Origin of the sequence: Acidocella sp. KAb 2-4 (assembly GCF_020567705.1) — a bacterium.
GTDB lineage: Bacteria > Pseudomonadota > Alphaproteobacteria > Acetobacterales > Acetobacteraceae > Acidocella.
Genome location: NZ_JAJDJU010000001.1, coordinates 1 through 25,726 on the forward strand (window position 1 = coordinate 1; position 25,726 = coordinate 25,726).

The 25,726-nt window shown below is 69.0% G+C and carries 22 protein-coding genes and 1 tRNA gene; 15 read left to right on the forward strand and 8 right to left on the reverse strand.

Features of this window, described 5'->3' with window-relative positions:
• From LI953_RS00005 to LI953_RS00020, 4 genes are all read right to left on the reverse strand, one after another.
• The coding region (locus LI953_RS00005) for a RodZ family helix-turn-helix domain-containing protein (protein WP_227073922.1) at nt 1–526 on the reverse strand (526 nt) is incomplete at its 3' end.
• Nucleotides 527–560: 34 nt separating this feature from the next.
• Nucleotides 561–2,828 (reverse strand): putative PEP-binding protein, encoded by a 2,268-nt coding sequence (locus LI953_RS00010; protein WP_227073923.1) that lies wholly within the window; start codon nt 2,826–2,828, stop codon nt 561–563.
• Nucleotides 2,812–3,846, reverse strand: a complete 1,035-nt coding sequence (locus LI953_RS00015; protein WP_370635718.1) for an NAD(P)H-dependent flavin oxidoreductase — start codon at nt 3,844–3,846, stop codon at nt 2,812–2,814. Before LI953_RS00015 ends, LI953_RS00010 begins: the two co-directional genes overlap by 17 nt.
• Nucleotides 3,839–5,053, reverse strand: a complete 1,215-nt coding sequence (locus LI953_RS00020) for an aspartate kinase (protein ID WP_227073924.1) — start codon at nt 5,051–5,053, stop codon at nt 3,839–3,841. The genes LI953_RS00015 and LI953_RS00020 overlap by 8 nt, the downstream gene beginning before the upstream one ends.
• Before the next feature lie 61 nt (nt 5,054–5,114).
• Here LI953_RS00020 and ubiG point away from each other — a divergent pair, with 61 nt between their 5' ends.
• From ubiG to LI953_RS00055, 7 genes are all read left to right on the forward strand, one after another.
• The gene (ubiG, locus tag LI953_RS00025) at nt 5,115–5,822 is read left to right on the forward strand and encodes a bifunctional 2-polyprenyl-6-hydroxyphenol methylase/3-demethylubiquinol 3-O-methyltransferase UbiG (RefSeq protein WP_227073925.1); all 708 of its coding nucleotides are present in this window, start codon (nt 5,115–5,117) and stop codon (nt 5,820–5,822) included.
• A 128-nt stretch (nt 5,823–5,950) separates the two neighbouring features.
• Entirely contained in the window at nt 5,951–7,081 is a 1,131-nt protein-coding gene (locus LI953_RS00030; protein ID WP_227073926.1) for an amidohydrolase, read from the forward strand.
• Nucleotides 7,078–8,253, forward strand: a complete 1,176-nt coding sequence (locus tag LI953_RS00035; protein ID WP_227073927.1) for a hypothetical protein — start codon at nt 7,078–7,080, stop codon at nt 8,251–8,253. Before LI953_RS00030 ends, LI953_RS00035 begins: the two co-directional genes overlap by 4 nt.
• A gap of 3 nt (nt 8,254–8,256) precedes the next feature.
• On the forward strand, nt 8,257–8,994 hold the full coding sequence (gene recO, locus LI953_RS00040; protein ID WP_227073928.1) for a DNA repair protein RecO: 738 nt from the start codon (nt 8,257–8,259) through the stop codon (nt 8,992–8,994).
• On the forward strand, nt 8,984–11,203 hold the full coding sequence (gene parC, locus LI953_RS00045; protein WP_227073929.1) for a DNA topoisomerase IV subunit A: 2,220 nt from the start codon (nt 8,984–8,986) through the stop codon (nt 11,201–11,203). Before recO ends, parC begins: the two co-directional genes overlap by 11 nt.
• Nucleotides 11,200–13,188, forward strand: a complete 1,989-nt coding sequence (locus LI953_RS00050) for an FUSC family protein (protein WP_227073930.1) — start codon at nt 11,200–11,202, stop codon at nt 13,186–13,188. Before parC ends, LI953_RS00050 begins: the two co-directional genes overlap by 4 nt.
• A 91-nt stretch (nt 13,189–13,279) precedes the next feature.
• The gene (locus LI953_RS00055) at nt 13,280–13,600 is read left to right on the forward strand and encodes a hypothetical protein (protein ID WP_227073931.1); all 321 of its coding nucleotides are present in this window, start codon (nt 13,280–13,282) and stop codon (nt 13,598–13,600) included.
• Between the two features lie 7 nt (nt 13,601–13,607).
• Here LI953_RS00055 and LI953_RS00060 read toward each other — a convergent pair whose 3' ends face one another.
• The 3 genes from LI953_RS00060 to LI953_RS00070 form a co-directional block, all read right to left on the reverse strand.
• Nucleotides 13,608–14,042: a SufE family protein gene (locus LI953_RS00060; RefSeq protein WP_227073932.1), complete on the reverse strand. Its 435-nt coding sequence runs from the start codon at nt 14,040–14,042 to the stop codon at nt 13,608–13,610.
• The gene (locus LI953_RS00065) at nt 14,039–15,004 is read right to left on the reverse strand and encodes a magnesium transporter CorA family protein (protein ID WP_227073933.1); all 966 of its coding nucleotides are present in this window, start codon (nt 15,002–15,004) and stop codon (nt 14,039–14,041) included. The genes LI953_RS00060 and LI953_RS00065 overlap by 4 nt, the downstream gene beginning before the upstream one ends.
• A 91-nt stretch (nt 15,005–15,095) precedes the next feature.
• A tRNA-Gln gene (locus tag LI953_RS00070) sits at nt 15,096–15,169 on the reverse strand.
• A gap of 168 nt (nt 15,170–15,337) precedes the next feature.
• On the opposite strand from LI953_RS00070, the gene LI953_RS00075 reads away from it, so the two are divergent.
• The 5 genes from LI953_RS00075 to LI953_RS00095 all read left to right on the forward strand — a co-directional run bounded on the left by LI953_RS00075 (nt 15,338) and on the right by LI953_RS00095 (nt 20,901).
• The gene (locus LI953_RS00075) at nt 15,338–16,399 is read left to right on the forward strand and encodes a Ppx/GppA phosphatase family protein (RefSeq protein ID WP_227073934.1); all 1,062 of its coding nucleotides are present in this window, start codon (nt 15,338–15,340) and stop codon (nt 16,397–16,399) included.
• A complete protein-coding gene (locus tag LI953_RS00080; RefSeq protein WP_227073935.1) occupies nt 16,396–17,067 on the forward strand; it encodes an RlmE family RNA methyltransferase in 672 nt (223 codons plus the stop codon). Before LI953_RS00075 ends, LI953_RS00080 begins: the two co-directional genes overlap by 4 nt.
• A 113-nt stretch (nt 17,068–17,180) precedes the next feature.
• Entirely contained in the window at nt 17,181–18,677 is a 1,497-nt protein-coding gene (guaB, locus tag LI953_RS00085) for an IMP dehydrogenase (protein WP_227073936.1), read from the forward strand.
• Nucleotides 18,678–18,739: 62 nt separating this feature from the next.
• The gene (locus LI953_RS00090; RefSeq protein WP_227073937.1) at nt 18,740–19,483 is read left to right on the forward strand and encodes an ABC transporter ATP-binding protein; all 744 of its coding nucleotides are present in this window, start codon (nt 18,740–18,742) and stop codon (nt 19,481–19,483) included.
• On the forward strand, nt 19,483–20,901 hold the full coding sequence (locus tag LI953_RS00095; protein ID WP_227073938.1) for a hypothetical protein: 1,419 nt from the start codon (nt 19,483–19,485) through the stop codon (nt 20,899–20,901). Before LI953_RS00090 ends, LI953_RS00095 begins: the two co-directional genes overlap by 1 nt.
• On the opposite strand, the gene panC is transcribed toward LI953_RS00095, so the two are convergent.
• A complete protein-coding gene (panC, locus tag LI953_RS00100; protein ID WP_227073939.1) occupies nt 20,898–21,722 on the reverse strand; it encodes a pantoate--beta-alanine ligase in 825 nt (274 codons plus the stop codon). The two genes, LI953_RS00095 and panC, sit on opposite strands and share 4 nt — an antisense overlap.
• A gap of 78 nt (nt 21,723–21,800) precedes the next feature.
• Between panC and cydD the strand changes: the two genes are divergently transcribed.
• The 3 genes from cydD (at nt 21,801) to LI953_RS00115 (ending at nt 25,725) form a co-directional block, all read left to right on the forward strand.
• Nucleotides 21,801–23,489: a thiol reductant ABC exporter subunit CydD gene (cydD, locus tag LI953_RS00105; protein ID WP_227073940.1), complete on the forward strand. Its 1,689-nt coding sequence runs from the start codon at nt 21,801–21,803 to the stop codon at nt 23,487–23,489.
• Nucleotides 23,486–25,114, forward strand: coding sequence for a thiol reductant ABC exporter subunit CydC (gene cydC, locus LI953_RS00110; RefSeq protein WP_227073941.1), 1,629 nt, complete (start codon nt 23,486–23,488; stop codon nt 25,112–25,114). The genes cydD and cydC overlap by 4 nt, the downstream gene beginning before the upstream one ends.
• Before the next feature lie 164 nt (nt 25,115–25,278).
• Nucleotides 25,279–25,725, forward strand: coding sequence for an Hsp20 family protein (locus LI953_RS00115; protein WP_255642936.1), 447 nt, complete (start codon nt 25,279–25,281; stop codon nt 25,723–25,725).
• The last annotated feature ends 1 nt before the right edge of the window (nt 25,726 follow it).

Genomic DNA, 25,726 nt, shown 5'->3' on the forward strand with positions numbered 1-25,726 from the left:
CGGGGGCGGGTGCGACGGGCGGCTCGGTCTTCACCACCGGCGGCAGGGCCAGCGGCGCCAGCTCAGCCGGCACGGGCTGCACCTGCGCCGCTAGATGCCGGTTGCTCGTGGTCAGGTGATACCATAGCGCGTAACCGCCCAGCACGATCACCGCGCCCAGCAGCGCCAGCGCCCCGCGCGGCACGCCGCGGTCGGGCACCGGGGCCAGCATCTTCAGGCTCACGTTCTGCACCTCGCCCAGCCCACCGGCCTCGCGGAAGCGGCGCAGGATCTCCTCGCCATCCAACCCCAAAATCTGCGCGTAGGCGCGGACGAAGCCGATGCGGTAGGCCGGACCGGGCAGAGGGGCGAGATCGCCCCGCTCGATCGCGTCGAGATATTCCGGCCGGATGCGCAGCGCCGCCGCCACATCGGGCAGCAGCCAGCCCAGTCGCTCGCGCACCTCGCGCAGGCCAGCACCCACGCGCGCCACGCCAGGGCTGGCGCCTTCGTCCATCACATCCGTCCCGGGCAGATCATCTTGCATGTCGTGCAGCTTCTATACCCGTCCGCGGCAAGTCTCAAATCGCCAGATTATGCTCGCGCGCCCACACGGCCAGCGGCTCGCGGATGCTGCCCCCCGCCGCCCCGGCACGGCGCAATTCGCGCAGCACCGGGCGCAGCACGGTCAGGTCCGCCTCCACCAGCGCCGCCTTCACCGGTAAAATGGCGTTGCCGGACATCGACAGGGTGGTGATGCCCAATGCCGCGAAGGCCAGCGCGTCCAGCGGCCGCCCGGCCGCCTCGCCGCAGACGGAGAGCGGCACCCCCGCCTCCTGGCAATAGCTGACCAGCTTTTCCAGCATCTCCAGCACGGGGGCGGAGAGTGTGTCGTAGCGGTCGGCCAGCTCCGGCGTGCCGCGATCGGCGGCGAACAGGAATTGCATGAGGTCGTTGGTGCCGACCGAGATGAAATCCGCCTCGGCCAGCAGGCCGGGGAGCTGGAACAGCAGCGACGGCACTTCCAGCATGGTCCCGGCTTCCAGCCGCTCGGGCGCGGGGCGGATGCGCGCGGCCTCGGCTTCCAGCAAATCGCGCGCGGTGCGGAATTCCTCCACCGTCGCCACCATCGGGAACATAATGGAGAGCGGCCGCCCTTGCGCGCCGAGCAGCAGGGCGCGCAGCTGGCGGCGCAGAATGGCCGGGCGGTCCAGCGCCACGCGCAGCGAGCGCCAACCCATGGCGGGGTTTTCCTCCCCGGTTCCGGCCTCGCCGGGCAGCAGCTTGTCGGCGCCGAGGTCCAGCGTGCGGAACTGCACGGGCTTGCCGTTGGCGCGGTCCAGCACGCGGCCATATTCCGCCGCCTGGCCCGCCACATCCGGGATGCCGCCCGCCGCCAGCGCCGCGATCTCGGTGCGGTAGAGGCCGATGCCGTCGGCGCCGGTGCGCTCCAGCTGGTCCAGCTCCATCGCCAGGCCGACATTCAGCATGAGCGTGATCTCGGTGCCGTCCTTGGTCACCGCCGGGCGGTCGCGATACGCCGCCAGCGCCGCGGCGCGCACGGTGCGTGCCTCCAGCGCCCGGTCATAGACTTGCACCACCTCTGGCTCGGGGCGCAGGATCAGCGTGCCGCCCTCGGCGTCGAGCAGCGCCGGGTCGCCCTCCTGCGCCGCCTCCACCGCGCCGCGATCCACCTGCAGCGCGGGCAGGCTCAGCGCGCGCGCCAGGATGGCAGCATGGCCGGAGGGGCTAGCTTCCTCGATCGCCACACCGGCGATGCCGCGCGCGTGCCAGTCCAGCAGATCAGCCGGGCCCATGCGCCGCACCAGCAGGATATAGCCATCCGCCCGCTCGGGCTTGGGAGCCATGCCGCCCAGCCCCACCATGATCCGCCCGATCATGTCCTCAATGTCCGCGAGGCGTTCGCGTAAATAAGGGTCGGCGATCTTGCGCATGCGCTCACGCAGGGTGCGGGCCACCTTGTCCACCGCGGTTTCGGCGGTCAGCCCGTCGCTGATCGCGTCGCGCACCTGGCCCAGCCAGCCCGAGGATTGCGCGACCATGCGATAGGCTTCCAGCACGTCGCGCGGGGCATTGCCGCCCGGCAACGAGCCGGCGATCAGCCCGTCAAGATTTTTGTTGGCCTCCTCCACCGCCTTTTCCAGGCGCGCGAGTTCGGCCTCGGGGTCGTCGGTGAGCAGCCGGGCGATGGGCGCGGCGGCGCCATAGGGCAGGATCTTGCCGCGCGCGATGCCGGTGGAGAGCACATGGCCGGGGTAGCGCCGGGGCAGGGTTTCGGAGAAGCCTTCCTCGCCGACATCGGTGGCACCGGCGCGGGCCAGGATCTCGGCCAGCAGCATAGCCACCGTGGCCAGGGCCTCAACCTCCAGCGGCGTGAAGGCCCGCGGTTCGCGTGACATCACGCCGATCACCCCCAGCGTGCGCCCGGCGCGCTTCACCGGCACCGCGAGGGTCGAGGCCATGTTTTCCTCGCCCAATTCGGGGCGATAGGCGTAGCGGGGATGGTTCTGGGCGTCGGCGAGGTTCAGAATGTCGCCCGAGGAAGCGGCCATGCCGATAATGCCCTCGCCCACACGCAGCTTGGTGTGGCCGACGGCATTGATGTTCAGCCCGTGGGTGGCGGCAAGTTCCAGCACCTCGCCCGGGCGCGCGACGTAGATGACACTGGCATCGGCGCTCAGCCCCTCGGCCACCAGTTTGGCGAAATCGGCCAGGCTGGCGGTGCCGGAGGCCAAATGCTCCCGCAGCGCGGCAAACAGATGCCGCGTATCGCCGAGTTTCGGCTTGCGCTTGCGCCGCTTGGGCGTGATGTCAGCTTCTGGCGGCACGCGCGGCCAGGGCGGCGATGGCCTGGGCCTTCAACGCCGCCAGAATTTCCGCCACCGGCAGGATCTCGGTGACCATGCCGACAGACTGCCCGGCCATCACCGAGCCGTTCTCGATATCGCCATCGATCACCGCGCGGCGTAGCGCGCCCGCCCAAAAATGCTCGATCTCCAGCTGGGCGGCGGTCTTGTCCAATTCGCCCGCCTGGAATTTCTGCACAACCTCGGCCTGATGGCGCATGAAGCGCTTGGTGCCCTCGTTCATCAGCCCGCGCACGGGGATCACGGGAAACCGCTCATCGAGCTGCACGCTGGGCAGCGCGTCTCGCGCCGCGGCGCGGATGAACGCCTTCTTGAAGTTCTCGTGCGCGATGCTCTCCTTTGAGGCCGCGAATAGTGTACCGAGCTGCGCGCCCGCCGCGCCCATCTCCAGATAACCAAGGATTGCCTCGCCTCGCCCGAGCCCGCCGGCCACGAACACCGGCACCTCGCGGATATGCGGCAGGATCTCCTGCGCCAGCACGGTCAGCGAGACCGGGCCGATATGCCCGCCCGCCTCGGAACCCTCGATCACCAGCGCATCGGCGCCCGACTTCACCAGCCGCTTAGCCAGCACCAGCGCCGGGGCAAAGCAGATCACCTTGGCACCGCCCTCCTTGGCGGCCTTGATGTTGGCGGCGGAGGGAATGCCGCCCGCGAACACCACATGGCTCACCTTCTGGCGCACGCAGACCGCGATCAGGTCGTCGAGCTGCGGGTGCATGGTGATCAGGTTGACGCCGAACGGCTTGCTGGTCAGCGCCTTGGTTGCGTCGATCTCCTTTTCCAGCAGCTCCGGCGGCATCGCCCCGCAGGCAAGCACGCCGAACCCGCCGGCATTGGAGATGGCGGAGACCAGATGCCGCTCGCTCACCCAGCTCATCGCGCCGCCCATGATGGCGTATTCGGTGCCCAGGAACTCCCGGCCCCGGCGGGTCAGCGCGTCGAACTCGGCGGCGGCGTCGCGGTTCATCTCAAGCATCGAGCTTATAGGCCGTATGCAGGGCGCGCACCGCCAGCTCCGTGTACTCGGCCGCAACCAGCACGCTCACCTTGATCTCGGACGTGGTGATGACCTGGATGTTGATGCCGCGCTCGGCCAGGGTCTTGAACATGGTGCCCGCGACGCCAGCATGGCTGCGCATGCCCACGCCGACCACCGAGATCTTGGCCACGTTCTGGTCGGTCACCAGCTCGGAGAACCCGATCTCCTTCTGCGCCCCCTCCAGCACGGTCTTGGCGCGCAGGAAATCGGTCTTGCCGACGGTGAAGGTCACGTCCGTCGTGCCGTCGGCGGAGACGTTCTGCACGATCATGTCGACATTGATATGCGCGTCGGCCAGCGGCCCGAACACGGCGGCGGCGATGCCCGGGCGGTCTGGCACGCGGCGAACGGTGACTTTGGCTTCATCCCGCGAATAGGCGATGCCGGCGACGATTTCCTGTTCCACGACTTCTTCCTCATCAACAACCATTGTGCCCGGCGTGTCGGCGAAGCTGGAGAGCACCTGCACCCGCACATGCTCCTTCATCGCCAGCTCCACCGAGCGGGTCTGCAGCACTTTCGCCCCCACGGAGGCGAGTTCAAGCATTTCCTCGTAGGTGATCTTCGACAGCTTACGCGCACCCGGCACGATTCGCGGATCGGTTGTGTAAACCCCGTCCACATCGGTGTAGATGTCGCAGCGATCCGCCTTCAGCGCCGCGGCCAGGGCCACGGCCGAGGTGTCGGAGCCGCCGCGCCCGAGCGTGGTCACGCGGTTATCCGGGCCGATGCCCTGGAACCCGGCGACCACGGGCACCTGGCCCTGCTGCATGCGCGAGATCAGTTCCTCGCCCTCGATGCTCTCGATGCGCGCCTTGCCGTGCTGGCCGTCGGTCTCGATAGCGACCTGCCAGCCCTGCCAGGAGCGGGCATCCTGCCCCAGCTCCTGCAGCGCGATGGCGGTCAGCCCCGCTGTCACCTGCTCGCCAGTGGCCACCACGGCGTCGTATTCCCGCGCGTCGAACAGCGGGGAGAGCTGCTGGCAGTAGCCCACCAGCTGGTTCGTCACCCCCGCCATGGCGGAGACGACCACGGCCACCTCGTTGCCCTTGTCCACCTCGGCCTTCACCCGCTTGGCCACATTGCGGATACGGTCGAGATCGGCCACCGAGGTGCCGCCAAATTTCATAACGATACGCGCCATACTATAACCCTTGTGGAAAACCGCCGGCGGCGTCACATAGCGGCGGAGAAAAGTTTCGGCAATGCAGCACCCCTCAGTCATCCCCCAGGAAATCGCTCATTTCAATGCCCTCGCCGCCCGGTGGTGGGACGAATCGGGCCCGATGCGCCCGCTGCACATGATGAACGGCCCCCGCGCGGCCTGGGTGGTGCAGCGCGTGCGCGCCCTGGTGGGGCCGGGTGTGGAGATCCTGGATATTGGCTGCGGCGCCGGGCTGTTGGCCGAAGCCCTTGCGAAACAAGGCTTTGAGGTGCTGGGCGCCGATGCCGGGGCCGAGGTGATCGAGGCCGCGCGCAGCCACGCGCAGGGGCAGGGGCTCAACCTGCAATACCGCAACGCCACCGCCGAGGAACTGGTGGCCGAGGGCGTAAAATTCCCGGTCGTGACGGCGCTGGAGATCCTCGAGCACGTGGCTGATCCGGTGGCGTTCCTGCGCACCCTGGCCGATCTGCTGGAGCCGGGCGGGGTGCTGTTCCTCTCCACCCTTAATCGCACGCCGCAATCCTTTCTCACCGCCAAGCTGGGGGCGGAGTACATTCTGCGCCTGCTGCCCAAGGGCACGCATGACTGGAAGAAATTCATCACCCCGGCCGAACTCGGGCGCTATTGCCGCGAGGCCGGGCTGCGCCTGGCCGACACGGCGGGGCTGTCTTTCTCGCCCCGCCGCCGCGGTTTTGTTCTCAGCCACGATCTGTCGGTGAATTACCTGGCGATGGCGGTGGCGGATTGAACCGTCCCCGGCGGGGGGATCAGTCATGTCGGTTGACATTATTTTCCCTTGCGCCATGCTCCGGGCAGGATTTGCGACTACTGATTTCGGTCTCGACAATAATGTCCGCCGCTACCTAAGATTGCTTTATGCCCGATGATCTCGCTCCGCTGATGCGCTCCTGGCGCCAGCATCTGCATGCTCACCCGGAATTGTCGCTCCGCGAGTCAGCCACAGCCGCCTATGTCTGCGCCGCGCTCACGGCGCTGGGCGTGCCGCACATTGCGGGGGTTGGCGGGCATGGCGTGGTCGGCGTGCTCTCCCGCCCGGGCGCCGGCGCCGTGGGGCTGCGGGCGGATATGGACGCCCTGCCGATCCATGAGACCACCGAACTACCCTATGCCTCGCGCCATGCCGGGGTGATGCATGCCTGCGGGCATGACGGGCACACCGCCTCGCTGCTCGGCGCGGCGGCCCTGCTGCGCGACGATCCGGCCTGGTCCGGCACCATCTATCTGGTGTTCCAGCCTGCCGAGGAGGGCTTCGGCGGCGCCGAGGCGATGCTGGCCGATGGGCTGCTGGCGCGGTTCCCGATGCAGCGCATCTTCGGCTACCACAACTGGCCCGGTCTGGAGGCGGGGAGCGTGATGCTGCACGAGGGGCCGGTCATGGCCGGGGCGGCGAATTTCTCCATCACCCTGCATGGCCGCGCCGGGCACGCCGCGATGCCGCATGAATGCGCCGACCCGGTGCAGGGCCTCGCGCACCTGATCCTCGCGCTCAACAGCATCACCGCCCGCAATAAAGACCCGCAGGAGGCCGGGGTGATTTCCACCTGCACGCTGGCGGCGGGCGAGGCGCGCAACCAGATCCCGAGCGCCGCCACCCTCGGCGGCACCATCCGCGCGCTCACTCCGGCGACCATGGCGCTGCTCAAATCGCGGCTCACCGAAATCGCCCGCCACACCGCGCGCGCGCATGACCTCACCGCGGATGTGGACATCTTCAGCAGCCTCGCCCCCACCATCAACAGCGCGGCGGAGACGGCCCTGGCGGCGCAGGCGGCGCGGGAGGCGGGGCTGCGGGTGGCGCTGGCCCAGCGCGGCTCCATGGCGGCGGAGGATTTCGGGCGCTTCCTGGAGGTTTTGCCCGGCGCCTATGCCTGGATCGGCAACGGCCCGAGCGCCCCGCTGCACAACCCGGCCTATGATTTCAACGACGCCATCCTGCCCGTGGCGGCGCGCTATCTGGCCGCCGTGGCCAAGGTGGCGCTGATATGACGTGCGGCCCCGCCTGGCTGGCCGAATTGCCCGATTCGCCGGGGGAGCGTTTTGCCGCCGCCACCGCGGGGCGCTGCGGCTTGGTGGTGGTGCCCGTGACGCCGCGCCCGTTTCCGCTCTGGCTGCGTGCGGGCACCGCCGACGCGGAAGCGGCCACCGCCTCATTCGACCCCGAGCTGAACGGGCTGAAATTCGTGCATGAACCCCGCCGCATCCTCGAAATCGGGGCTGGCGCGGGCTTTCGCAGCGTGGCGCTGGCCCATGCCTATCCGGGTGCCGAAATCCTGGCCACCGAGCCCGATGCAGCGTTCCAGCGCGTGGCGCTGCTCAATACCTCGCCTTACGGCAACATCACGGTGCTCAACACGGTGATCGGCGCTGAGAACGCCCGCTACGATTTTTTCGGCCGCGAGGGCGAAGCTGGGCAGCCCGCGCTGGTGCGCCACGAAGCTGGGCAGCTCAAGGCGACCACGCTGGCGCAGCTGCTCAGCTATTGGCGCTGGCGTGATGTGGACACGATCATCTTGAGCCCTGACATCGCCGCCTTGAGCGTTTTGGCGGAGCCTTTGCCGCCCCGTCTGCGCTTGCTGGCGGTGGAAACGCGCGGCGCCATGCTGCCCGCCGAACATATGGCGCATTTGCCCATGGCGGAGTTCCTTTGTGCGGTCTCAGGCGATTACACGCTCTTCTATCGCCGCGCCTTGCAGAAGGCGGTGCCCGAATTGCCGCGGCCGAGGCCCGTGTTCCTGCCTGATGGCACGCTTCAGCACCTCACGCTCATAAATGTCAGCGATGATCCGCCGGGGTTCTTCCCCCTGGGGCGCGAGGGGTTCCGCCTGCACCCCAACCCTGGCGGGGCGCCTGCCGCGCGGGTGGTGCTGAGCCTGCATCACCAGCGAAGCCATCTCGATTTCGCGGAATTACAGGTGTCGATGCGGGTGGCGCGCCCCGATTCCGCGGCGGTGCGCTTCAAGGTCGAGGTGCGCGGCGAGGGCGGCACGGTGCTATCCTCGGGGGTCGAGGTGGTACCCGGCGGCAAGGCGCGTGGCATGGTGCTGCAACTGCCCGAGCTGGAGGGCGCGTGCCAGGTCACGTTCTCCACCGAGATGGCCGAGAGAGGCGCTTCCAACTTGGGCGCCTGGGCCGAGTTTGTGTCGGCAACCCTCGTATAGGCGATGGAGTGGGAGCAGCCCGGCATCGTGCTGGACACGCACTTGCATGGCGAGGGTGATCTGGTCGTCACCCTGCTCACCCCGCGCGGGCTCTGGAAAGGGCTGGCCAAGGGCGGCGCCTCGCGCAAACAGGCGGCGCTCTGGCAGCGCGGCAATATCCTGGCGGCGCGCTGGATAGCCCGCACCGCCGACCAGCTCGGCGCCATCACCGGCGAGCTGGTGCGCCCGGCGGCGGCGCTGGCCATGGCCGCGCCGGAGACGCTGGAGATCTTGAACGCCGCCTGCGCCCTGGCCGCCGGGGCGCTGCCCGAGCGTGAGGAAGCGCCGGAGAGTTTCGCCGGGCTGCTGCGCCTGCTCGCGGGCATCGACATTCCGGGTTTCGCCCTGCCCGAGCTCTGCCGCTGGGAGGTGGCGCTGCTGCGCGAACTCGGCTTCGGGCTGGATTTCTCGTCCTCCGCCGGGGGCAATGACCGCCTCGCCTATGTCTCCCCGCGCACCGGCCGCGCCGTTACCCTCTCCGAGGCCGGGGAATGGGTGGACCGGCTGCTGCCTTTGCCCGCGTTCCTCATCGAGGACGTTCCCGCCCGCCCGGAGGATTGCGTGGCCGCCCTGCGCCTGACCGGGCATTTCCTGGCGCGGGATGTGTTCGGGGCGCGGCATAAGCCTCTTCCACCGGCGCGGGCCGGTCTTTATGAGCGTCTTTCCCGAAGCCTGGAGGAGAAGCAGACCCATGCCGGATGATTTGGGCGGCCAGATCGAAGACCTGCCCCTGAGCAACGCGCTCTCCGAGCGTTACCTTGCCTATGCGCTCTCCACCATCATGTCCCGCTCGTTGCCCGATGTGCGTGATGGGCTGAAGCCGGTGCACCGGCGTCTGATCTACGCGATGCACCAGCTCAAGCTGGACCCGCGCTCAGGCTTCAAGAAATGCGCCCGCGTGGTCGGCGACGTGATCGGCAAATACCATCCGCACGGCGATTCGGCGGTGTATGAGGCGCTGGTGCGCCTGGCGCAGGATTTCGCGGCGCGCTACCCGCTGATCGAGGGCCAGGGCAATTTCGGCAATATCGACGGCGATAACGCGGCCGCCATGCGTTACACCGAGTCGCGCCTGACCGCGATCGCCGAGTATCTGCTGCGCGGCATCGATGAAAACGCCGTCGATTTCCGCCCGACCTATGACGGCGAGGAGCAGGAGCCGATCGTCCTGCCAGGCGCTTTCCCCAATCTGCTGGCCAATGGCGCCTCGGGCATCGCGGTGGGCATGGCCACCTCCATCCCGCCGCATAATGCGGGCGAGGTCTGCGCCGCCGCCATGCATCTCATCAGCCACCCCAACGCCACCACGGCCGAGCTGCTCACCCATATGCGCGGCCCCGATTTCCCCACCGGCGGTGAACTGGTCGAGGATGAGGCGACGCTGGTCGCGGCCTATGAGACCGGGCGCGGCAGCCTGCGCACCCGCGCGCGCTGGGTGCGGGAGGAAGGCAAGCACGGCACCTGGGTGATCGTGATCACCGAAATCCCGTATCAGGTGCAGAAATCCCGCCTGGTCGAGCAGATCGCGCTGCTGCTGGGCGACAAGAAATTGCCGCTGCTGGGCGATATCCGCGACGAATCCGCCGAGACCATCCGGCTGGTGCTGGAGCCCAAGAGCCGCACCGTGGACCCCGAGATGCTGATGGCCTCGCTATTCCGCGCCACCCAGCTCGAATCCCGCTTCGCGCTCAACATGAACGTGCTCGATGGCGGGCGCACCCCGCGCGTGATGGGGCTGAAGGCGGTGCTGAAGGCGTGGCTCGGCCACCGGCACGAGGTGCTCATCCGCCGCGCGCAGCACCGGCTCGACAGCATCGCCCGGCGGCTTGAGATTCTCGAAGGCTATATCAAGGTCTTCCTCAATCTCGACGAGGTGATCCGGATCATCCGCACCGAGGACGAGCCGAAGCCGGCGCTGATCCGCGCCTTCGAGCTTACCGAGACCCAGGCCGAGGCGATCCTGAACATGCGGCTGCGCGCCTTGCGCAAGCTGGAGGAGATGGAAATCCGCAAGGAGCACAAGCAGCTCTCGGCGGAGCAGAAGAATTTGCAGGCGCTGCTGAAGGACGAAACCAAGCGCTGGGCGAAGATTGGCGAGGAGATCGCCGAGGTGCGCGAGAAATTCGGTGCCGGGCCGCTGGGGGCGCGGCGCACGCTCATCTCCGCCGCCGCCCCGGTGGTCGAGATCGTGGCCGAGGCGCTGGTCGAGCGCGAGCCGATCACCGTGATCCTCTCCGAGAAAGGCTGGATCCGCGCGCAGAAGGGGCATCTGGCCGAGGGCGTGGAGCTGAAATTCAAGGAGGGCGACAAGCTCGCCTGCCTGCTGCGCTGCGAGTCGACCGACAAGATCGCCCTGCTTGGCACGAATGGCCGCGTCTATACGCTCAAGGCCGCGGAGATTCCGCGCGGGCGCGGCGATGGCCAGGCGATCCGCCTGATGGTGGAACTGGCCAATGAGGACGGCGTGCTGGCCCTGTTCGTGCCCGATGCCGGGCAGAAATACCTCGTCGCCTCCTCCGCCGGGCGCGGCTTCATCCTGCCGGGCGCGGAGCTGGCCTCCGAGCGGCGCGCGGGCAAGACCATCCTGGTGCTCAAGCCGGGCGAGGAATGGGCGGCCTGCGTGCCAGTGCGGGGCGACCATGTGGCGGTGGTCGGGCAGAACCGCAAATTGCTGGTGTTCCCGCTCGACCAGCTCCCCGAGATGCCGAAGGGCACCGGCGTACAACTGCAAAAATACAAGGATGGCGGGCTCGCGGATGTGAAGACCTTCAGCCTCGCCGCCGGGCTGACCTGGCGCATTGGCGAGAAGCTGCGGGTGGAGCAGAAGCTGACCGAGTGGCTGGGCGCGCGCGCCACCGCCGGGCGGATGCCGCCGAGCGGCTTCCCGCGCTCCAACAAGTTCGGCGATTGAAACTCGCCGCCCTGCCGATCACGCTGAACCCGCGCGCCGTCTCGCTCACCGAGGGGCTGCGCGCGGGCATCGCGGTGGCGGTCACGCTGATCGCCGGGCAGGTTCTGCATATCCCGCAATTCGGGCTGGCGGCGCTGGGCGCGCTGCTCACCTGCTTCGCCGACCCTGGCGGGCCGGTGGCGCGGCGCGTGCCCGCCGTGGCGGCGTTCGCGCTGGGTGGGGGCGTGGCTTATGGGCTGTTCGGCTATCTCGGCGGCGTGAATATCTGGGTGGCGGTGCTGCTCGCGGGCGTGGTGGTCTTCTGCGGCGGCTTCGCGCGCATCTATGGCGCGGGCGGGCAGCAGGTGGGCACGCTGCTCAGCGTCGTCACCGTGCTGGCGCTCGGGCAGCCGCAGCCCAGCATGACGCTGGCGGCGCTGCAGGGCCTCAATTTCTGGCTCGGCGCGGCCTGGGCGGCGGTGCTCACCCTGGTGCTGTGGCAGACGCATCCTTACGGCGCCGCGCGGCGGGCGCTGGCCGATACCGCGCAGGCCGAGGCGGCGCTGGCGCGCGAGCTGGCGGCGCTGGCGGCGCGCGGCGAGGGTGGGGCGGCCTTCGCAGGGCACGCCGCGAAACACCGCCGCGCCGTGCGCGAGGCGATCGAGACCGCGCGCGGCGTGACCCTGGAGACGCTGCGCTGGCGGGCCTCGGTGTCGCCGCGCGCGGCGGCGCTGTCGCTGCGGCTGCAAAGCCTGGAGCGCAGTTTCGCGGCGCTGATCGCGCTCAGCGATCTGCTGGAGCAGACCGCCGAGGCGCGCCAAGCCTGCATCGCCCCGCTGCGGCTGATCGCGGGGTGGTTCGCCGCCATTGCGGCCGACCTCGCCACCGGGCGGGAGATTGATACGCCGCGCCGCAGAGCCGCCCAGGCAAGGCTGCGCGCGCGCCTCAACGCCCTGCCCGAAGGTCCGGCCCGGCAGGTGCTGCTCGCCATCGCGGAGCAATTCTCGGTGCTGCGCGCGGTTTCGGTGGCGGCGGTGCCGGGGACTGAACCGGCCCAGCCGCAGCCCTGGCGACGGCGGGTGATCTCGCCCATCCGGCAAAACCTTAACCACCGCTCCCTGGCCCTGCGCCACGCCGCGCGCGCCGCGCTCATCGCCACGCCCGCCACGGCCTGGATGATGGTTTACGGCGACCAGCTTTCGCACTGGATGACCATCACCCTGGTCTATTGCCTGCAACCTTATTTCTCGGCCACCTGGGTACGCACGGCCGAGCGCATGGCGGGCACGATGCTGGGTGGCCTGCTGGCTGCGGGGCTCGGGCTGGTGGTGCATTCGCCCTTCGCTCTGGCCATGGCGATGCTGCCGCTCACCGTGCTCGCCCTGGCCATGCGGGCGGTGAATTTCTCCATTTACATCGCGCTGCTCACCCCCATGATCGTGCTGCTGGTCGAGCAGCTCCGCCCCGGCATGAGCGAGGAGAGCATCGCGTTGTGGCGGATGATCTACACGCTGCTGGGCGGGGCGCTGGCCGTGGCCGGAAACATGCTGCTCTGGCCGCGCTTCGCGGCGCCGCAGCTCGAGGCCAGCATCAGCGCCGCCATCGCCGCCCATGCCGCCTATGCCGGGGCGGTGTTTGCCGCGCTGCTGGATGGCGCGCCCACGCCCGACGGCGCCCGCCGCGCCGCGGGCCTGGCCAGTAATAATCTCGAAGCCGCGCTCGCCCGCGCGGTGCTGGAGCCGCATCAGCGGCACGAGGACACGCTGGTGCGCGGGGCGGCGGTGGATGCCGCCCTGCGCCGCATGGCCGGGCGGCTTTCGCTGCTCACGCTGGACCCGCCCGCCATCCCCGAACGCGACGCGCTGCTCTGGCGCGCCTGGCGCGACTGGCTGGTGCATGGGCTGGACACCGAGACGCTGCCGCCGCGCCCCGCGCTGCCCGCGGGCGGCGGAGCCGGGGCGCTGGTGCGTCTGGCCCGGCAAGTGGAGTTGCTGGCCCGCAAATAACGGGACACGATTTGTAACCAACGCGCCATGAGGCTGACACGCGGCGTGGCTATATCATGTCTGTGACATTAACAGCCTGCGGAGTTTCCCGATGTCCCGCCGCCGCACCCTGCTTGCCTCATTGCTGGGCGCCACGCTCGTTGCCGCTGGCGGCGCCGGAGCCGCTCTGGCGCAGCCCGCTTATCCGCCCGGCTACCAGCCCGTGCCGCCGCTGCGCGCCGAGCCGCCGCCGCCGCCGCCGCCCGGCCAGGCGTTCATCTGGCGGCCCGGCCATTGGGTGTGGAACGGCTATGCTTATCATTGGGTGCCCGGCCATTATGTGCGCCGCCACCCCCATTGGCACCGCTGGCAGAATGGCCATTGGGCCGTGCGCGGCGGCGTGTGGGTCTGGGTGCCCGGTCACTGGATGTAATAACGGCTCAGGCGGCGCGCGCCATCTCCTGGATCCGCTCCACCATCGCGGCGACGCCATTGCCGCGGTTGGTGGAGAGCGCGCCGATCAGCCCGAGATCGCGCAGGAATTGCGCCGAGGTGGCCAGGATTTCGGCGCGCGTGCGCCCGGAATAGACGCGCAGCACCAGCGCCACCAGGCCGGAGACGATGGCGGCGTCTGACGCGCCGGTGAAATAGAGCTTGCCGTCCGCCTCCTGCGCCGCCAGCCATACCTGGCTCTGGCAGCCCTGCACGCGATGCGCCTCATCCTGCCATGCGGCGGGGTAGGGGGGCAGTTTGCGGCCCAGCTCGATGATGAACTCGTAGCGGTCCATCCAATCGTCAAACAGCGCCAGATCCTCGCCGATGGCGGCGATGGCGGCTTGCGGAGTGTCGTCTTCGGGTTGAAAATAATCGGTCATATCCAGCCTTTTTTGCGGAACCAGACGAGCGGCGCAACCGCCGAGAGGATCATCGCCCCCCAGGCATAGCCGTAGCCGTAGTGCCAGCTCAGTTCCGGGATGTCGTGGAAGTTCATGCCATAAATCCCGGCGATGAGCGTGGGCGGGATGCCCATGATGCTGACAATGGTGAGCACCTTGATCAGCGTGTTCTGCGCCACGTTGATCAGCCCCAGAGTCGAATCGAGCAGGAACTGCACCTTGTCGGTGAGATGCACGCTGTATTCGTTGAGCGAGGCGATATCCCCTTGCACCGCTTGCAGCCGCTGGCGCACCAGGGCGGGTAGCCAGGGGGCGGCGGTGATTGCGTAAGGCGCGATGCGCGCCACGCCGAGCTGGCTGTCGCGCAGGAAGGTGATGGTGTCATAATCGCGCCCGAGCACGCCCAGCACCGCCTTCAGCTCCTTCTCGGTGGTTCGCATGCGCTCGCTGGCGCCGACGCGGTGGTGGAAGATGCGGTGGCTGAGATGGTCCAGCTCGTCACGCAGCTTCTCCAGCGCGTCGGCTTGGCGGTCCACGATCGCCTCCAGCAGCCCGGCGAAGATCTCGGCCGGGCCGGTCTCGGCCCCCGCCTGCGCCTGCGCGGAAAACTGGCTGAACACCGCGCTGGGCGAAAAGCGCAGCGTGACCAGATGCCCAGGGCAGAGCACGAAGCCGCAGACGCTGGCCTGCAACGCGCCCTCGGCGTCGCGGGTGGAAACCGGCATCGACATGGTCAGCACCTCGCCTCTGGCCGCGAGGCGCGAGGAGGCCTCGATCTCGGTCAGCGCCGCCTTGTCGGGCAGCGGCAGGCCGGTGACGCGGGTGACGAAGGCGCGCTCCTCCGGCGCCGGGTTTTCCAGGTCGAACCAAACGGCCCGCGTCACATCCTGGCCGCCGAGGCTCGCGAATCTGCCATTGGCGCAGGCATAGGCGTTGAGCATGAAATGTCCTCTTCCCAGGCGCGGCGGAGCAATACCAGGGCGGCGGCGTTTGGCAAATTTTGAAATTTCGCAGAACCCGCGCGGGGCGCATTGGCTGGGGGACCTGGATTCGAACCAAGGCTGCCCGGGTCAGAGCCGGGAGTTCTACCGCTAAACTATCCCCCAGTTGCGGTGCGGGCGCTGGCTACCATTGCTGGCGCCGTTCGGCAAGTCTTGCCGCATCATTTGCATGTCATAAATTTTACGGGGCAGGGGTGCGCGTGGCGGATTTCCGGCTTGCCCCCGCAGGGTAAAGCGCGATTATATAAGGCTTGGACTGTAGTAAAGATCACGATGGCTAGCCAGATTTCCGCTTCGAACCAAGCCAGGGCGGTCGACTCGCGCCGTACCGCGCGGCGGCCGGTGTTTGGCGGTATCGACCTCGGCACCAATAATTGCCGGATGCTGGTCGGCACGCCGGCGGCCAATGGGTTTCATGTGCTAGACAGCTACTCCCGAGTCGTGCGCCTGGGCGAAGGGCTGTACGAGACAGGCCGGCTCTCCCCCGTGGCCATGGACCGCGCCATTGCCTCGCTCAGCATCTGCGCCGAGCGCATGCAACGTTGGAGCGGCGGGGCCGGCGCCGGGCCGTTGCGGCTGCGCGCTATCGCCACCGAGGCCTGCCGCCAGGCCGAGAACGGCGCCGAATTCATCTCCCGCGCGCGTGAGGCCACCGGCCTGCCGCTGGAAATCATCAACCCGCGCGAGGAAGCCGAGTTGGCGATGGAGAGTTGCGCCTCGCTGCTGACCAGCGATGCCCGCCGCGCCCTGCTGTTCGACATTGGCGGCGGCTCCACCGAGATTGCATGGGTGCGCGTCAACGGCGCGGCGCCGCCCGACCTCATCGGCTATATCTCGCTGCCCGTGGGCGTGGTCACGCTGTCGGAGCGCTCAGCGAGCTGCTGCTACAGCCCGGCCGGGTTTTCGCGGCTGGTGGACGACATCGCCGCCATGCTGCACCCGTTTGAGCGCGTGCATCATATCGGCGAGGAAATCCGCCGTGGCGGGGTGCTGATGGTCGGCACCTCGGGCACTGTCACCACCCTGGCCGGGGTATCGCTGAAGCTCGACCGCTATCGCCGCGGGCTGGTCGATGGGCTGTGCCTGACGCGCGAGGCGGTCGATCTGGCCCTGGCCGAGGCCCGCGCGCTTGGCCGCGAAGGTTTGAGCCGCCACCCCTGCATCGGCCGGGAGCGCGTTGATTTCGTCCTGCCCGGCTGCGCCATCTTCGCCGCCATCCATGAGCTTTGGCAGGTGCCGCATCTCGTGGTGGCCGATCGCGGCCTGCGCGAGGGTATGCTCATGCGCCTGATGCGCGCCCCCCACCCGAATAAACGGAATTTTTTTCACGCATGACCTCAGGTTCCTCCCTGCCCCCGCGCCGCGAGGCGGTGCGGCTTAAAAACGCGCGCAAGCTTTCGGCCTCGTCGCAGCGCTGGCTCAACCGGCAACTCAACGACCCCTATGTGGCCGCCGCCAAGGCCCAGGGTTGGCGCTCGCGCGCGGCCTTCAAGCTCATCGAGCTTGATGACAAATACCACCTCATCAGCAAGGGCGCGCGGGTGCTGGACCTCGGCGCCGCGCCGGGCGGCTGGTCGCAGGTGGCGCTGGCGCGCGGGGCGGCGAGCGTGGTGGGGGTGGATCTGCTGCCCATCGAGCCGGTGCCGGGCGCGCAGTTCATCCAGGGCGATTTTCTCGAAGAGGGCATGGAGCGCCGGCTGGAGGAGCTGCTCGGTGGCAAGGCGGACCTCGTGCTTTCCGACATGGCACCCAATACTTCCGGGCATGTCGCCACCGACCATCTGCGCATCATGGCCCTGGCCGAAACCGCGCTCGCCTTCGCCTGCGACATTCTGGCGCCGGGCGGGGCCTTTGTTTGCAAGCTGTTCCAGGGCGGCGCGGAGAAGAGCATGCTCGACACGCTGAAACAGCGCTTCCGCGTCGTGCGCCATGCCAAGCCCCCGGCCAGCCGCAAAGACTCGAAAGAGATGTACGTGGTGGCCACCGGCTTTCGCCCAGGCTGAGGCCGCGCCCTTGCCGCGCGCGCCGCGTGCGGTTATTGGGAACCGCCAAGGTCTTCTTACCAAGGCGCGGCCCACCATCGTTCCGTGCCAGATATATTGATGAAAGCGCGGCCATGGCATCCGATACCCCGTTCAAACTGGATTTCTCCGATCGCATCACCGAGGCGCTGGCCTTCGATGACGTGCTGCTGGTTCCCGCCTATTCCCAGGTGCTGCCCAACGCGGTGAGCACGGCCACCCGGCTCACCCGCGCGATCTCGCTCAACATCCCGCTCGTCTCCGCCGCCATGGACACCGTGACCGAGGCCGCGATGGCGATCGCCATGGCGCAGCAGGGCGGCATCGGCGTGATCCACAAAAACTTCACCATCGAGGAACAGGCCGCCCAGGTCCGCCGGGTGAAGAAGTTTGAGAGCGGCATGGTCGTGAACCCGCTCACCATCCACCCCGACCAAACGCTGGCCGATGCCCGCGCGCTTATGGCCCAGCACAACATCTCCGGCTTCCCCGTGGTCGAGCGCGATGGCAAGCTGGTCGGCATCCTCACGCATCGCGACGTGCGCTTCGCCACCGACCCCAACGCCAAGATCTACGAGCTGATGACGCGCGAGAACCTCGCCGTGGTGAAGCCCGGCATCTTGCCCGAGGAGGCGCGCGCCATCCTGCACAAGCGCCGGCTGGAGCGGCTGCTGGTGGTGGACGATAACTTCCATTGTATCGGCCTGCTCACGGTGAAGGACATGGACAAGGCCGAGGCCTATCCGCTGGCCAACAAGGACGAGCTGGGCCGCCTGCGCGTGGCCGCCGCCACCGGCGTGGGCAATGATGGCGCCGAGCGCGCGGCCGCGCTGGTCGATGCGGGGGTGGATGTGGTGGTGGTGGACACCGCGCACGGCCATTCCCAGGGTGTGCTTGCCGCCGTTGAGCGCATCAAGAAAGCCTCCAACAACGTGCAGATCATCGCCGGCAACGTCGCCACCCCGGATGGCGCGAAGGCGCTGATCGACGCGGGCGCCGACGCGGTGAAGGTCGGCATCGGTCCGGGCTCGATCTGCACCACCCGCGTCGTCGCGGGCGTGGGCGTGCCGCAATTCACCGCCGTGCTGGAAACCGCGGCCGAGTGCCGCAAGCATGGCGTGCCCGCCATCGCCGATGGCGGCGTGCGCGCCTCGGGCGACATGGTCAAGGCGCTGGCCGCCGGGGCTGATGCCGTGATGGTCGGCTCGATGCTGGCCGGCACCGACGAAGCCCCTGGCGAAGTCTTTTTGTATCAAGGTCGTAGCTATAAATCTTATCGTGGCATGGGAAGCCTGGGCGCGATGGCGCGCGGCTCTGCCGACCGCTATTTCCAGCAGGAAATCAAGGACAGCCTGAAGCTGGTACCCGAGGGTATCGAGGGCCGTGTGGCTTATAAGGGGCCGATGTCGGCCGTGGTGCATCAGCTTGTCGGCGGCTTGAAGGCGGGCATGGGCTATACTGGTGCCGCCACCGTCGCCGCGTTGCAGGAGGCCACGAAATTCCGCCGCATCACCGGCGCCGGGCTGCGCGAGAGCCATGTGCACGACGTGGCGATCACCCGCGAGGCGCCGAATTACCGCCAGGAAGGTTAAGCCCATCTAGCCAGCCCCGCGCCCGGCTTGTTAGCCTGCCCTGGCAATGGCGCGGGGGCTTCATGGACGCGAGTGTGACGCAGGCGGCGCTTGAGGTGCGTGGTCTGGCCAAATCCTTCGGCCGCAAGGTGGTCGAGGGGCTGGACCTGCACATCCACCCCGGCGAGTTCTATGCGCTGCTCGGCCCTAATGGCGCGGGCAAGACCACGACTTTGCGCATGATCGCCGGGCTGATGCGCCCGGATGCGGGCAGCATCCGCGTGTTCGGGCGCGATGTGCTGGCCGACCCGCTGGGGGCGAAGGCGGTCATGGCCTGGATCCCCGACGAACCGCTGCTCTACGACCGGCTCAGCCCGCTGGAATATCTCGCCTTCGTCGCCGGACTGTGGCAGGTGCCGCCCGCTCTCGCCAAATCCCGCGCCGATGAGCTGCTGGAGACGCTCGGCCTCTGGCCGCACCGGCATGAGCGCTGCGAGGGCTTTTCGCGCGGCATGAAGCAGAAAACCGTGCTCGCGGGCGCGCTGATCCACGACCCCAAATTCCTGTTGCTCGACGAGCCGCTGACCGGGCTGGACGCCGCGGCCGCCCGGCTGGTGAAGGATCTGCTGCGCCGCCATGTCGAGCGCGGGGCGGCGATCATCCTCACCACCCACATCCTGGAGGTGGCCGAGCGCCTGGCCAGCCGCATCGGTATTCTCTCCGGCGGGCTGCTGCTGGCCGAGGGCGATCTGCCTGCCCTGCGCGCCCAGGCCGGGGTGCATGGCTCGCTGGAGGATGTCTTCCTCCATCTCACCGCCACCGCCTGATGTTCCGCGCGCCCGGCTTCCTCTGGCTGCTGCGCCACGAGTTGGTCGTGCTGTGGCGCGGCTCGATCCTGGTGCGCACGCACCGGCATATATTGCTGCCGGTGCTGGGGGTGGGTGTCGTCTTCCAGGGCATCGCGCTGCTGCTGGCCGGGCAGATCATCCGCCACAAGCTGCCCCCGGCGCAAATGCTGCTGGCGGCCAATATCAACGTCGTGTTCCTGGCCGCGCTGATGTTCTCGCGGGCCATGACCGCGAGCATCGACGTGATCTACGGGCGTGGCGACGCGGATTTCCTGCTGGCCTCGCCGATCCCTCCCGGGCGGGTGCTGGCGGTGCGGATGCTCGGCGTGGCGGTGACCATCGCCGCGCCCTGGCTGTTGCTGGGCGGCGTGCTGGCCAATGGGTTGGCGCTGCGCGGCCAGGGCTGGGCGCTGGCGGTTTACCCGGTGCTGCTGGCCGAAGCGCTGCTAGTGGCGGCGCTGGCCTTCGCGCTGGTCACGGCGCTGCTGCGGCGCATTGGCCCGGCGGCGGCGCGCCGGGCGGGGAATACGCTGGCGCTGGGGGTGGGCCTCGGCATTTTCGTGCTCGGGCAGGCGCCGCGCTTCATCGCGCCGCAGACGCTGATGCGCTTCTGGGCGGCGCTGCTGCCGGGGCCGCAAGGCGGCGGCGTGGCGTTTCTGTTCGCGCGCGGGCTGCTGGGGCAGGGGCCGGATCTCGCGACCAGCCTCTTGCTCAGCTTCGCCGTGTTTGTCCTGGCTTGGCGCGGGCTGGCCGGGCCGTTTGCGCGCGGGGCCATCACCGCCGCCGCGTACCGCCCGGCGGGGCGCGCCGGCGTCCAAAGCGGGGTGTTCCGGCAGAGCGCCTTCGCTGCCCTGTTCGCCAAGGATCTGCGGCTACTGGCGCGCTTTCCCGGCCTGTTCTCGCAGGTCGTGTACCGTTCGCTTACTTTGGTGCCGGTGGCGTTCATCCTGGCGGGTAAGGGCAAGGCCTATGGCGGGCTGGCGGTGGTGGCGCCGCTGCTGGTGTTTCTCGCCGGGCAGTTGGGGCTGTTTTTCATCTCGGTGCTGCGCGGCAGCGAATCCGCGCCCGGCTTGGCCGACAGCGCCCCTGTGGCGGCGCATTTGCCCGCGCGCGCCGGCATCGCCGCCTCGGGCTATGCGGCGCTGCTGATCCTGGCGCTGCCGGTGCTGGCCACCATGGCCCGCGCCCCGGCGCTGCTGGGGGCGCTTCTGGCCGGGCTGGCGGGGGTGCTGGTCAGCAATCTCGCGCTGGGCTGGCGGCTGCCCATTCCGCTGGTGCGCGCGGCCTTCGGCAAGGCGCAGACGGGCACCGTGCTCGGACTGATCCTGGGGCTGGGGGTGAGTTGCGCCTGGGCGCTGGCGGTGTGGCTGCTCGTCTCGCCGCGCCCGTTTGGTTAGCCGACCGGGATATTATCCAGCAGCCGAACCGCGCCGAGCTTGGCCGCCGCGATCAGCCGCGCCGGCTGCGCCAGCCCCGCGATCGGCTCCAGCGTGTGCGCATGCACCAGGGCGACGTAATCGGGCACCATCCCGGCCTGGGCCAGCGACTGGCGGGTGAGGTGCAGTATCGCCGCAACCTCCTTGCCCGCCATGATCTGCTCCGCCGCCTGGGTAAGCGCCTTGTAAAGCGCCGGGGCGCCCTTGCGCTCGGCCTCGGTGAGGTAGCGGTTGCGCGATGACAGCGCGAGCCCATCCGCCTCGCGCACCGTCGGCACCGGCACGATGCGCACCGGCAGGCCGAGATCCGCGACCATGCGGCTGACCACCTGCACCTGCTGCCAATCCTTCTCGCCGAAATAGGCGGCCTCGGGCCGGACCTGCCCGAACAGTTTGGCGACCACGGTGGCCACGCCCGAGAAATGGCCGGGGCGGGACGCGCCTTCCCAATGCGCGGCGGGACCGTTCACATGGATGCTGGTGGCGTGATGCGGCGGGTACATTTCCCCCACGCCTGGTAGCCAGGCCAGGGCGCAGCCGGCGCGCTCCAGCTTGTCGAGATCTCCCGCCTCGTCGCGCGGGTAGCGGGCGAAATCTTCCTTGGGCCCAAATTGCGTGGGGTTGACGAAGATGCTCGCCGCCACCGGCAGCCCCGCCGCCTTGGCGGTGGCGACCAGGTGCAGATGCCCGGCATGCAGCGCCCCCATGGTGGGCACGAAACCAACCGGCCCCAGCGCCTCGCGCGCGGCCCGCAATTCCTCGAGTGTTCTGGCGATCATCATTTGTTGCGGGTTTTGACCATTTTGTGCAGCGCGTCCAGCCCTGGGCAACCGGGAAAAACGCGGTTAGAACCTTTGGCCATGAGCAGGCGCAGCAATCCCTGGGTTAAGTCCGAGCAAAAACTTGGGTTCCGGGCCGCCAGGGTACCGATTTTGCTGGCGCTGCTGCCGGTGCTGTGCGGCATCGCGCAGGCGGCCTGCGCGGCGGCGCTGCTGGCGGCGGTGCTGCGCGCCGGGCCGCGGGGCGGGGCGGTGGCGGCTTATGGGCTTGGCTTCCTCGCCGCAGCGGGGGCCAGGGCTTGGCTGCAAATGCAGGTTGAGCGGCAAAATTTCGAGCTGGGCGCGGCGGCCCGGCGGCGGCTGCGCGGTTCCGCCTTGGCGGCTTTGCTGGCGCTTGGCCCGGCGGCGCTGCGCGGGCGGCACTCGGCCGAGCTGGCCGCCACGGCGGTGGACCGGGTGGAGGCGATGGACGGTTTCCACGCCCGCTGGATCCCCGCCACGGCGCTGGCGGTGCTGGGCCCGGCGCTGGTGGCGCTGGCGGCCTTGCGCGCCGATTGGCGGGCCGGGCTGACGCTGGTGCTGGCCGGGCTGTTCGTGCCCTTCGCCATGGCGGTGGCGGGTATCGGGGCCGGGGTGGCGGCCAAGAAGCAGTTCCTGGCCATGACGCGCCTGCAGGTGCGCTTCCTCGACCGCATCCGCGGCATCTCCACCATCGTGCTCTCCGGCCGCGCGGCCGATGAAGCCCGCGCCCTCGCGGATGCCGCCAGGGAGCTGCGCCTGCGCACCATGAGGGTGCTGCGGATGGCGTTTCTCTCCTCCACGGCGCTGGACCTCGCGGCGGCGGCATCGCTCATCATCATCGTGCTACGGTTTTCACCGGTACTGCATGGACATGGCGCGCTGGCGCCCACGGCGCTGTTTTGCGTGCTGCTGGTGCCGGAATTCTTCGCCCCGCTGCGCGGCTTCTCCGCCGTCTATGCCGACCGCATGGGCGCCGAGGCGGTGGCCGAGGAATTCGCCGCCTTGCCAGCGGCGCCGCCGGCCGTGCCCGCGGTGGATATCCGCTCCGTCGCCGCGCATGGGGTGACGCTGGCTTTTGAGAATGTCACCTTCGGCTGGAGCCCGGATCGCCCGCCCGTGGTGCAAAATCTCTCCTTCAAGGTTGGCCGCGGCGAGATGCTGCTGCTCACCGGCGCCTCGGGTGCCGGCAAATCCACGATCATGGACCTGATCCTCGGCTTCCTTGCTCCGCAATCAGGGCGGATCACCATCAACGCCGCCGAGATGGAGACGCTGATCCCCGCCGCCCGCACCAAGATGCTGGGCTGGATCGGCCAGCGCCCGGTGATTTTCGCGGGCACGATCGAGGAGAATATCCGCTTCGCCCGCCCCGCCGCGAGCGAGACCGAACTGGCCGACGCGGTCAGCCACGCGCATCTCACCGAGCTGATCGCCAGCCTGCCGCAAGGGCTGAAAACGCCGATCGGCGAAGGCGGGTTCGGCGTGTCCGGCGGGCAGGCGCAGCGCATCGCCATCGCCCGCGCCTTCCTGAAAAACGCGCCACTGCTGCTGCTCGACGAGCCGACGGCGCATCTCGACCCCGCGGTGGAGCGTGATGTGCTGGAGAGCCTGAAACATCTGGCCGCCGGGCGCACAGTGGTGCTGGCCACGCATTCCACCATGGCCATGGATTTTGCGAAAACCATCGGCGCGAAGCGGCTGGATCTCGACGCCTTGCGCTATGCCAGCTGGCGGAGTGTGACCGCATGAGCCCGATGCGCCGGATCTTCTCGCTATGGCTGCGCGATGTCGGATGGCTGGCCCTGGCGCTGGCTTTGGCCCTGGCGGCGCTCGCCGCCGCGGTAGCGCTGTCGGGCGTCTCGGGCCGTTATCTCGCGGCCTCGCTGATGGGCATGGCGGCGCTGGCGCCGCTCTCGCTGCAATTCATCGGCACTGCTCGCGTGGTGCTGCGCTATCTTGAGCGCGTGCTGTCGCATGAGGCGATCTTCCGCGCCCTGGCCGATCTTCGCGTTTGGCTGTTCCGGGGGCTGGCGGCGAGTTCCGCGGGCGGGCTCGGCTTCCGCCGCGCGGGCGACACGCTGGCGCGGCTGGTCAACGACGTGGACACGCTGGACGGGCTGTTCCTGCGCATCTTCGTGCCCGGCATGAGCGCGGCGCTGCTGGTACCGATCCTCGCCTGGGCGCTGTGGCGCGAACATGCCGGGGCGGTGCTGGTGTTGTTGCCATTCCTCTACATCGCCTTTTATTTGCCGGTGCTGGCGGCGCGGACGGCGGGTGATAACGCGGGCAAGGCCGGGCTGGCGATGGCCGGGCTGCGCTCGGCGGCGTTGGACGCGCTGCATGGGTTGCGCGAGGTGAAGATCTTCGAGGCTGAGGGCCGGATGCTGGCCGCCGTGCAGGCGCGCGAGGCCGCGCTGCTCGCCGCCCAGCGTGAGCTGGTGGCGCGCGCCAGCGCCTTCAACGCCCGCGCCTTCGTGCTCGCCCAGGCGGGGCTGCTCTTCGCCATCCTGCTCGGGTTTTTCGGCGTGCCGGTGGCGGCGATCGTGGCTGTGCTGGTGCTTACCACGGCGTTCGAGACCGTGCTGGGGCTGCCGCGCGCCGGGCTGCTCTATGGGCAGGCCAAGGCCGCCGCCGCGCGCGTGGTGCAGGCCGCCGAGGCCAAGCCGCCCGTGCCGGAGCCCGACGCCCCGGCGGCGATGCCCTCGCGCAATTCCATCGCCTTCGAGCATGTCAGCTTCCGTTACGGGCCGGACCGGCCTTTCGTGTTCGAGAATCTCTCGCTGCAAGTGCCGCAGGGCGCGCGCGTGGCGATCCTCGGCCCGTCGGGCGCGGGCAAATCCACCATCGCGGCGCTGCTGCTGAAACTCGCCGCCCCGGTGAGCGGGCAGATCCGTCTCGGCGGCACCGACATCTTGCAGCTCTCCACCGAGGCGCTGCGCCACCGCATCGCTTATCTCGGCCAGACCACGCATCTCTTTGCCGACACGATCCGCAACAATCTGCTGCTGGGCGACCCAGCAGCGGATGAGGCGCGACTCTGGGCGGCGGTGGATGCGGCGCAGGTGGCCGATGTGGTGCGCGCCCTGCCCGAGGGGCTGGATGCCTGGGTGGGCGAGGGCGGCGCCACGCTCTCGGGCGGGCAGGGCCGGCGCCTCGCGTTGGCACGCACGCTGCTGATGGACGCGCCGATCCTGGTGCTCGACGAGCCCTGCGCCGGGCTGGACGCCGCTACCGAGCAGGAATTCCTGAAGGTGTTGAACCAAGCCACCGAGGGCCGCACCGTGCTGCTGATCCTGCACCGCCTCACCGGGGTGGAGCAACTCGACCGCATCTGGCGGCTCACCGGCGGGGCGCTGATCTCGGCGGCGGGATAAGCGCCCGCGCATTTTCCGCTTGAAGCGGACGAAAAATTTCCCATAATCTGGGTTGGCCGGGATGCCTCAGAGAGGGTTCCGGCACTCCATCCGCCCGCCAGCACGGGGGCGAAGGGGGTTTTTCGAGACTCTGACAATACCTTGCTTTTGAAGGGGGTTATATTATGACCTATGATTTCGCGCCGCTGTTCCGTACCGCCATTGGTTTCGACCGTCTGGCCCGGCTGGTGGATAATCTGCCGCAGGAGGCGGCGAGCTTCCCGCCCTACAACATCGAGAAGACTGGCGAGGACGCATACCGCGTCACCCTGGCCGTGGCTGGGTTCGCCGCCGAGGATATCGAGCTGACGGTGAAGGACAACGCCTTACTGGTTTCCGGCAAGGTGGCGGATGAGGCGGGGCAGAAGGCCGAGTTCCTGCATCGGGGCATCGCCGCGCGGGCGTTTTCGCGCCGGTTCGTGCTGGCCGACCACATGGTGGTGGAGGGCGCTGAACTGCGCAACGGGTTGCTGCATGTGGCGCTGCGCCGCGTGGTGCCCGAGAGCGCTAAGCCAAGGCGCATCGCCATCGCCACGCCCGAGGCGGCGCAGGCCCTGCCGCACGCGGCGTAAT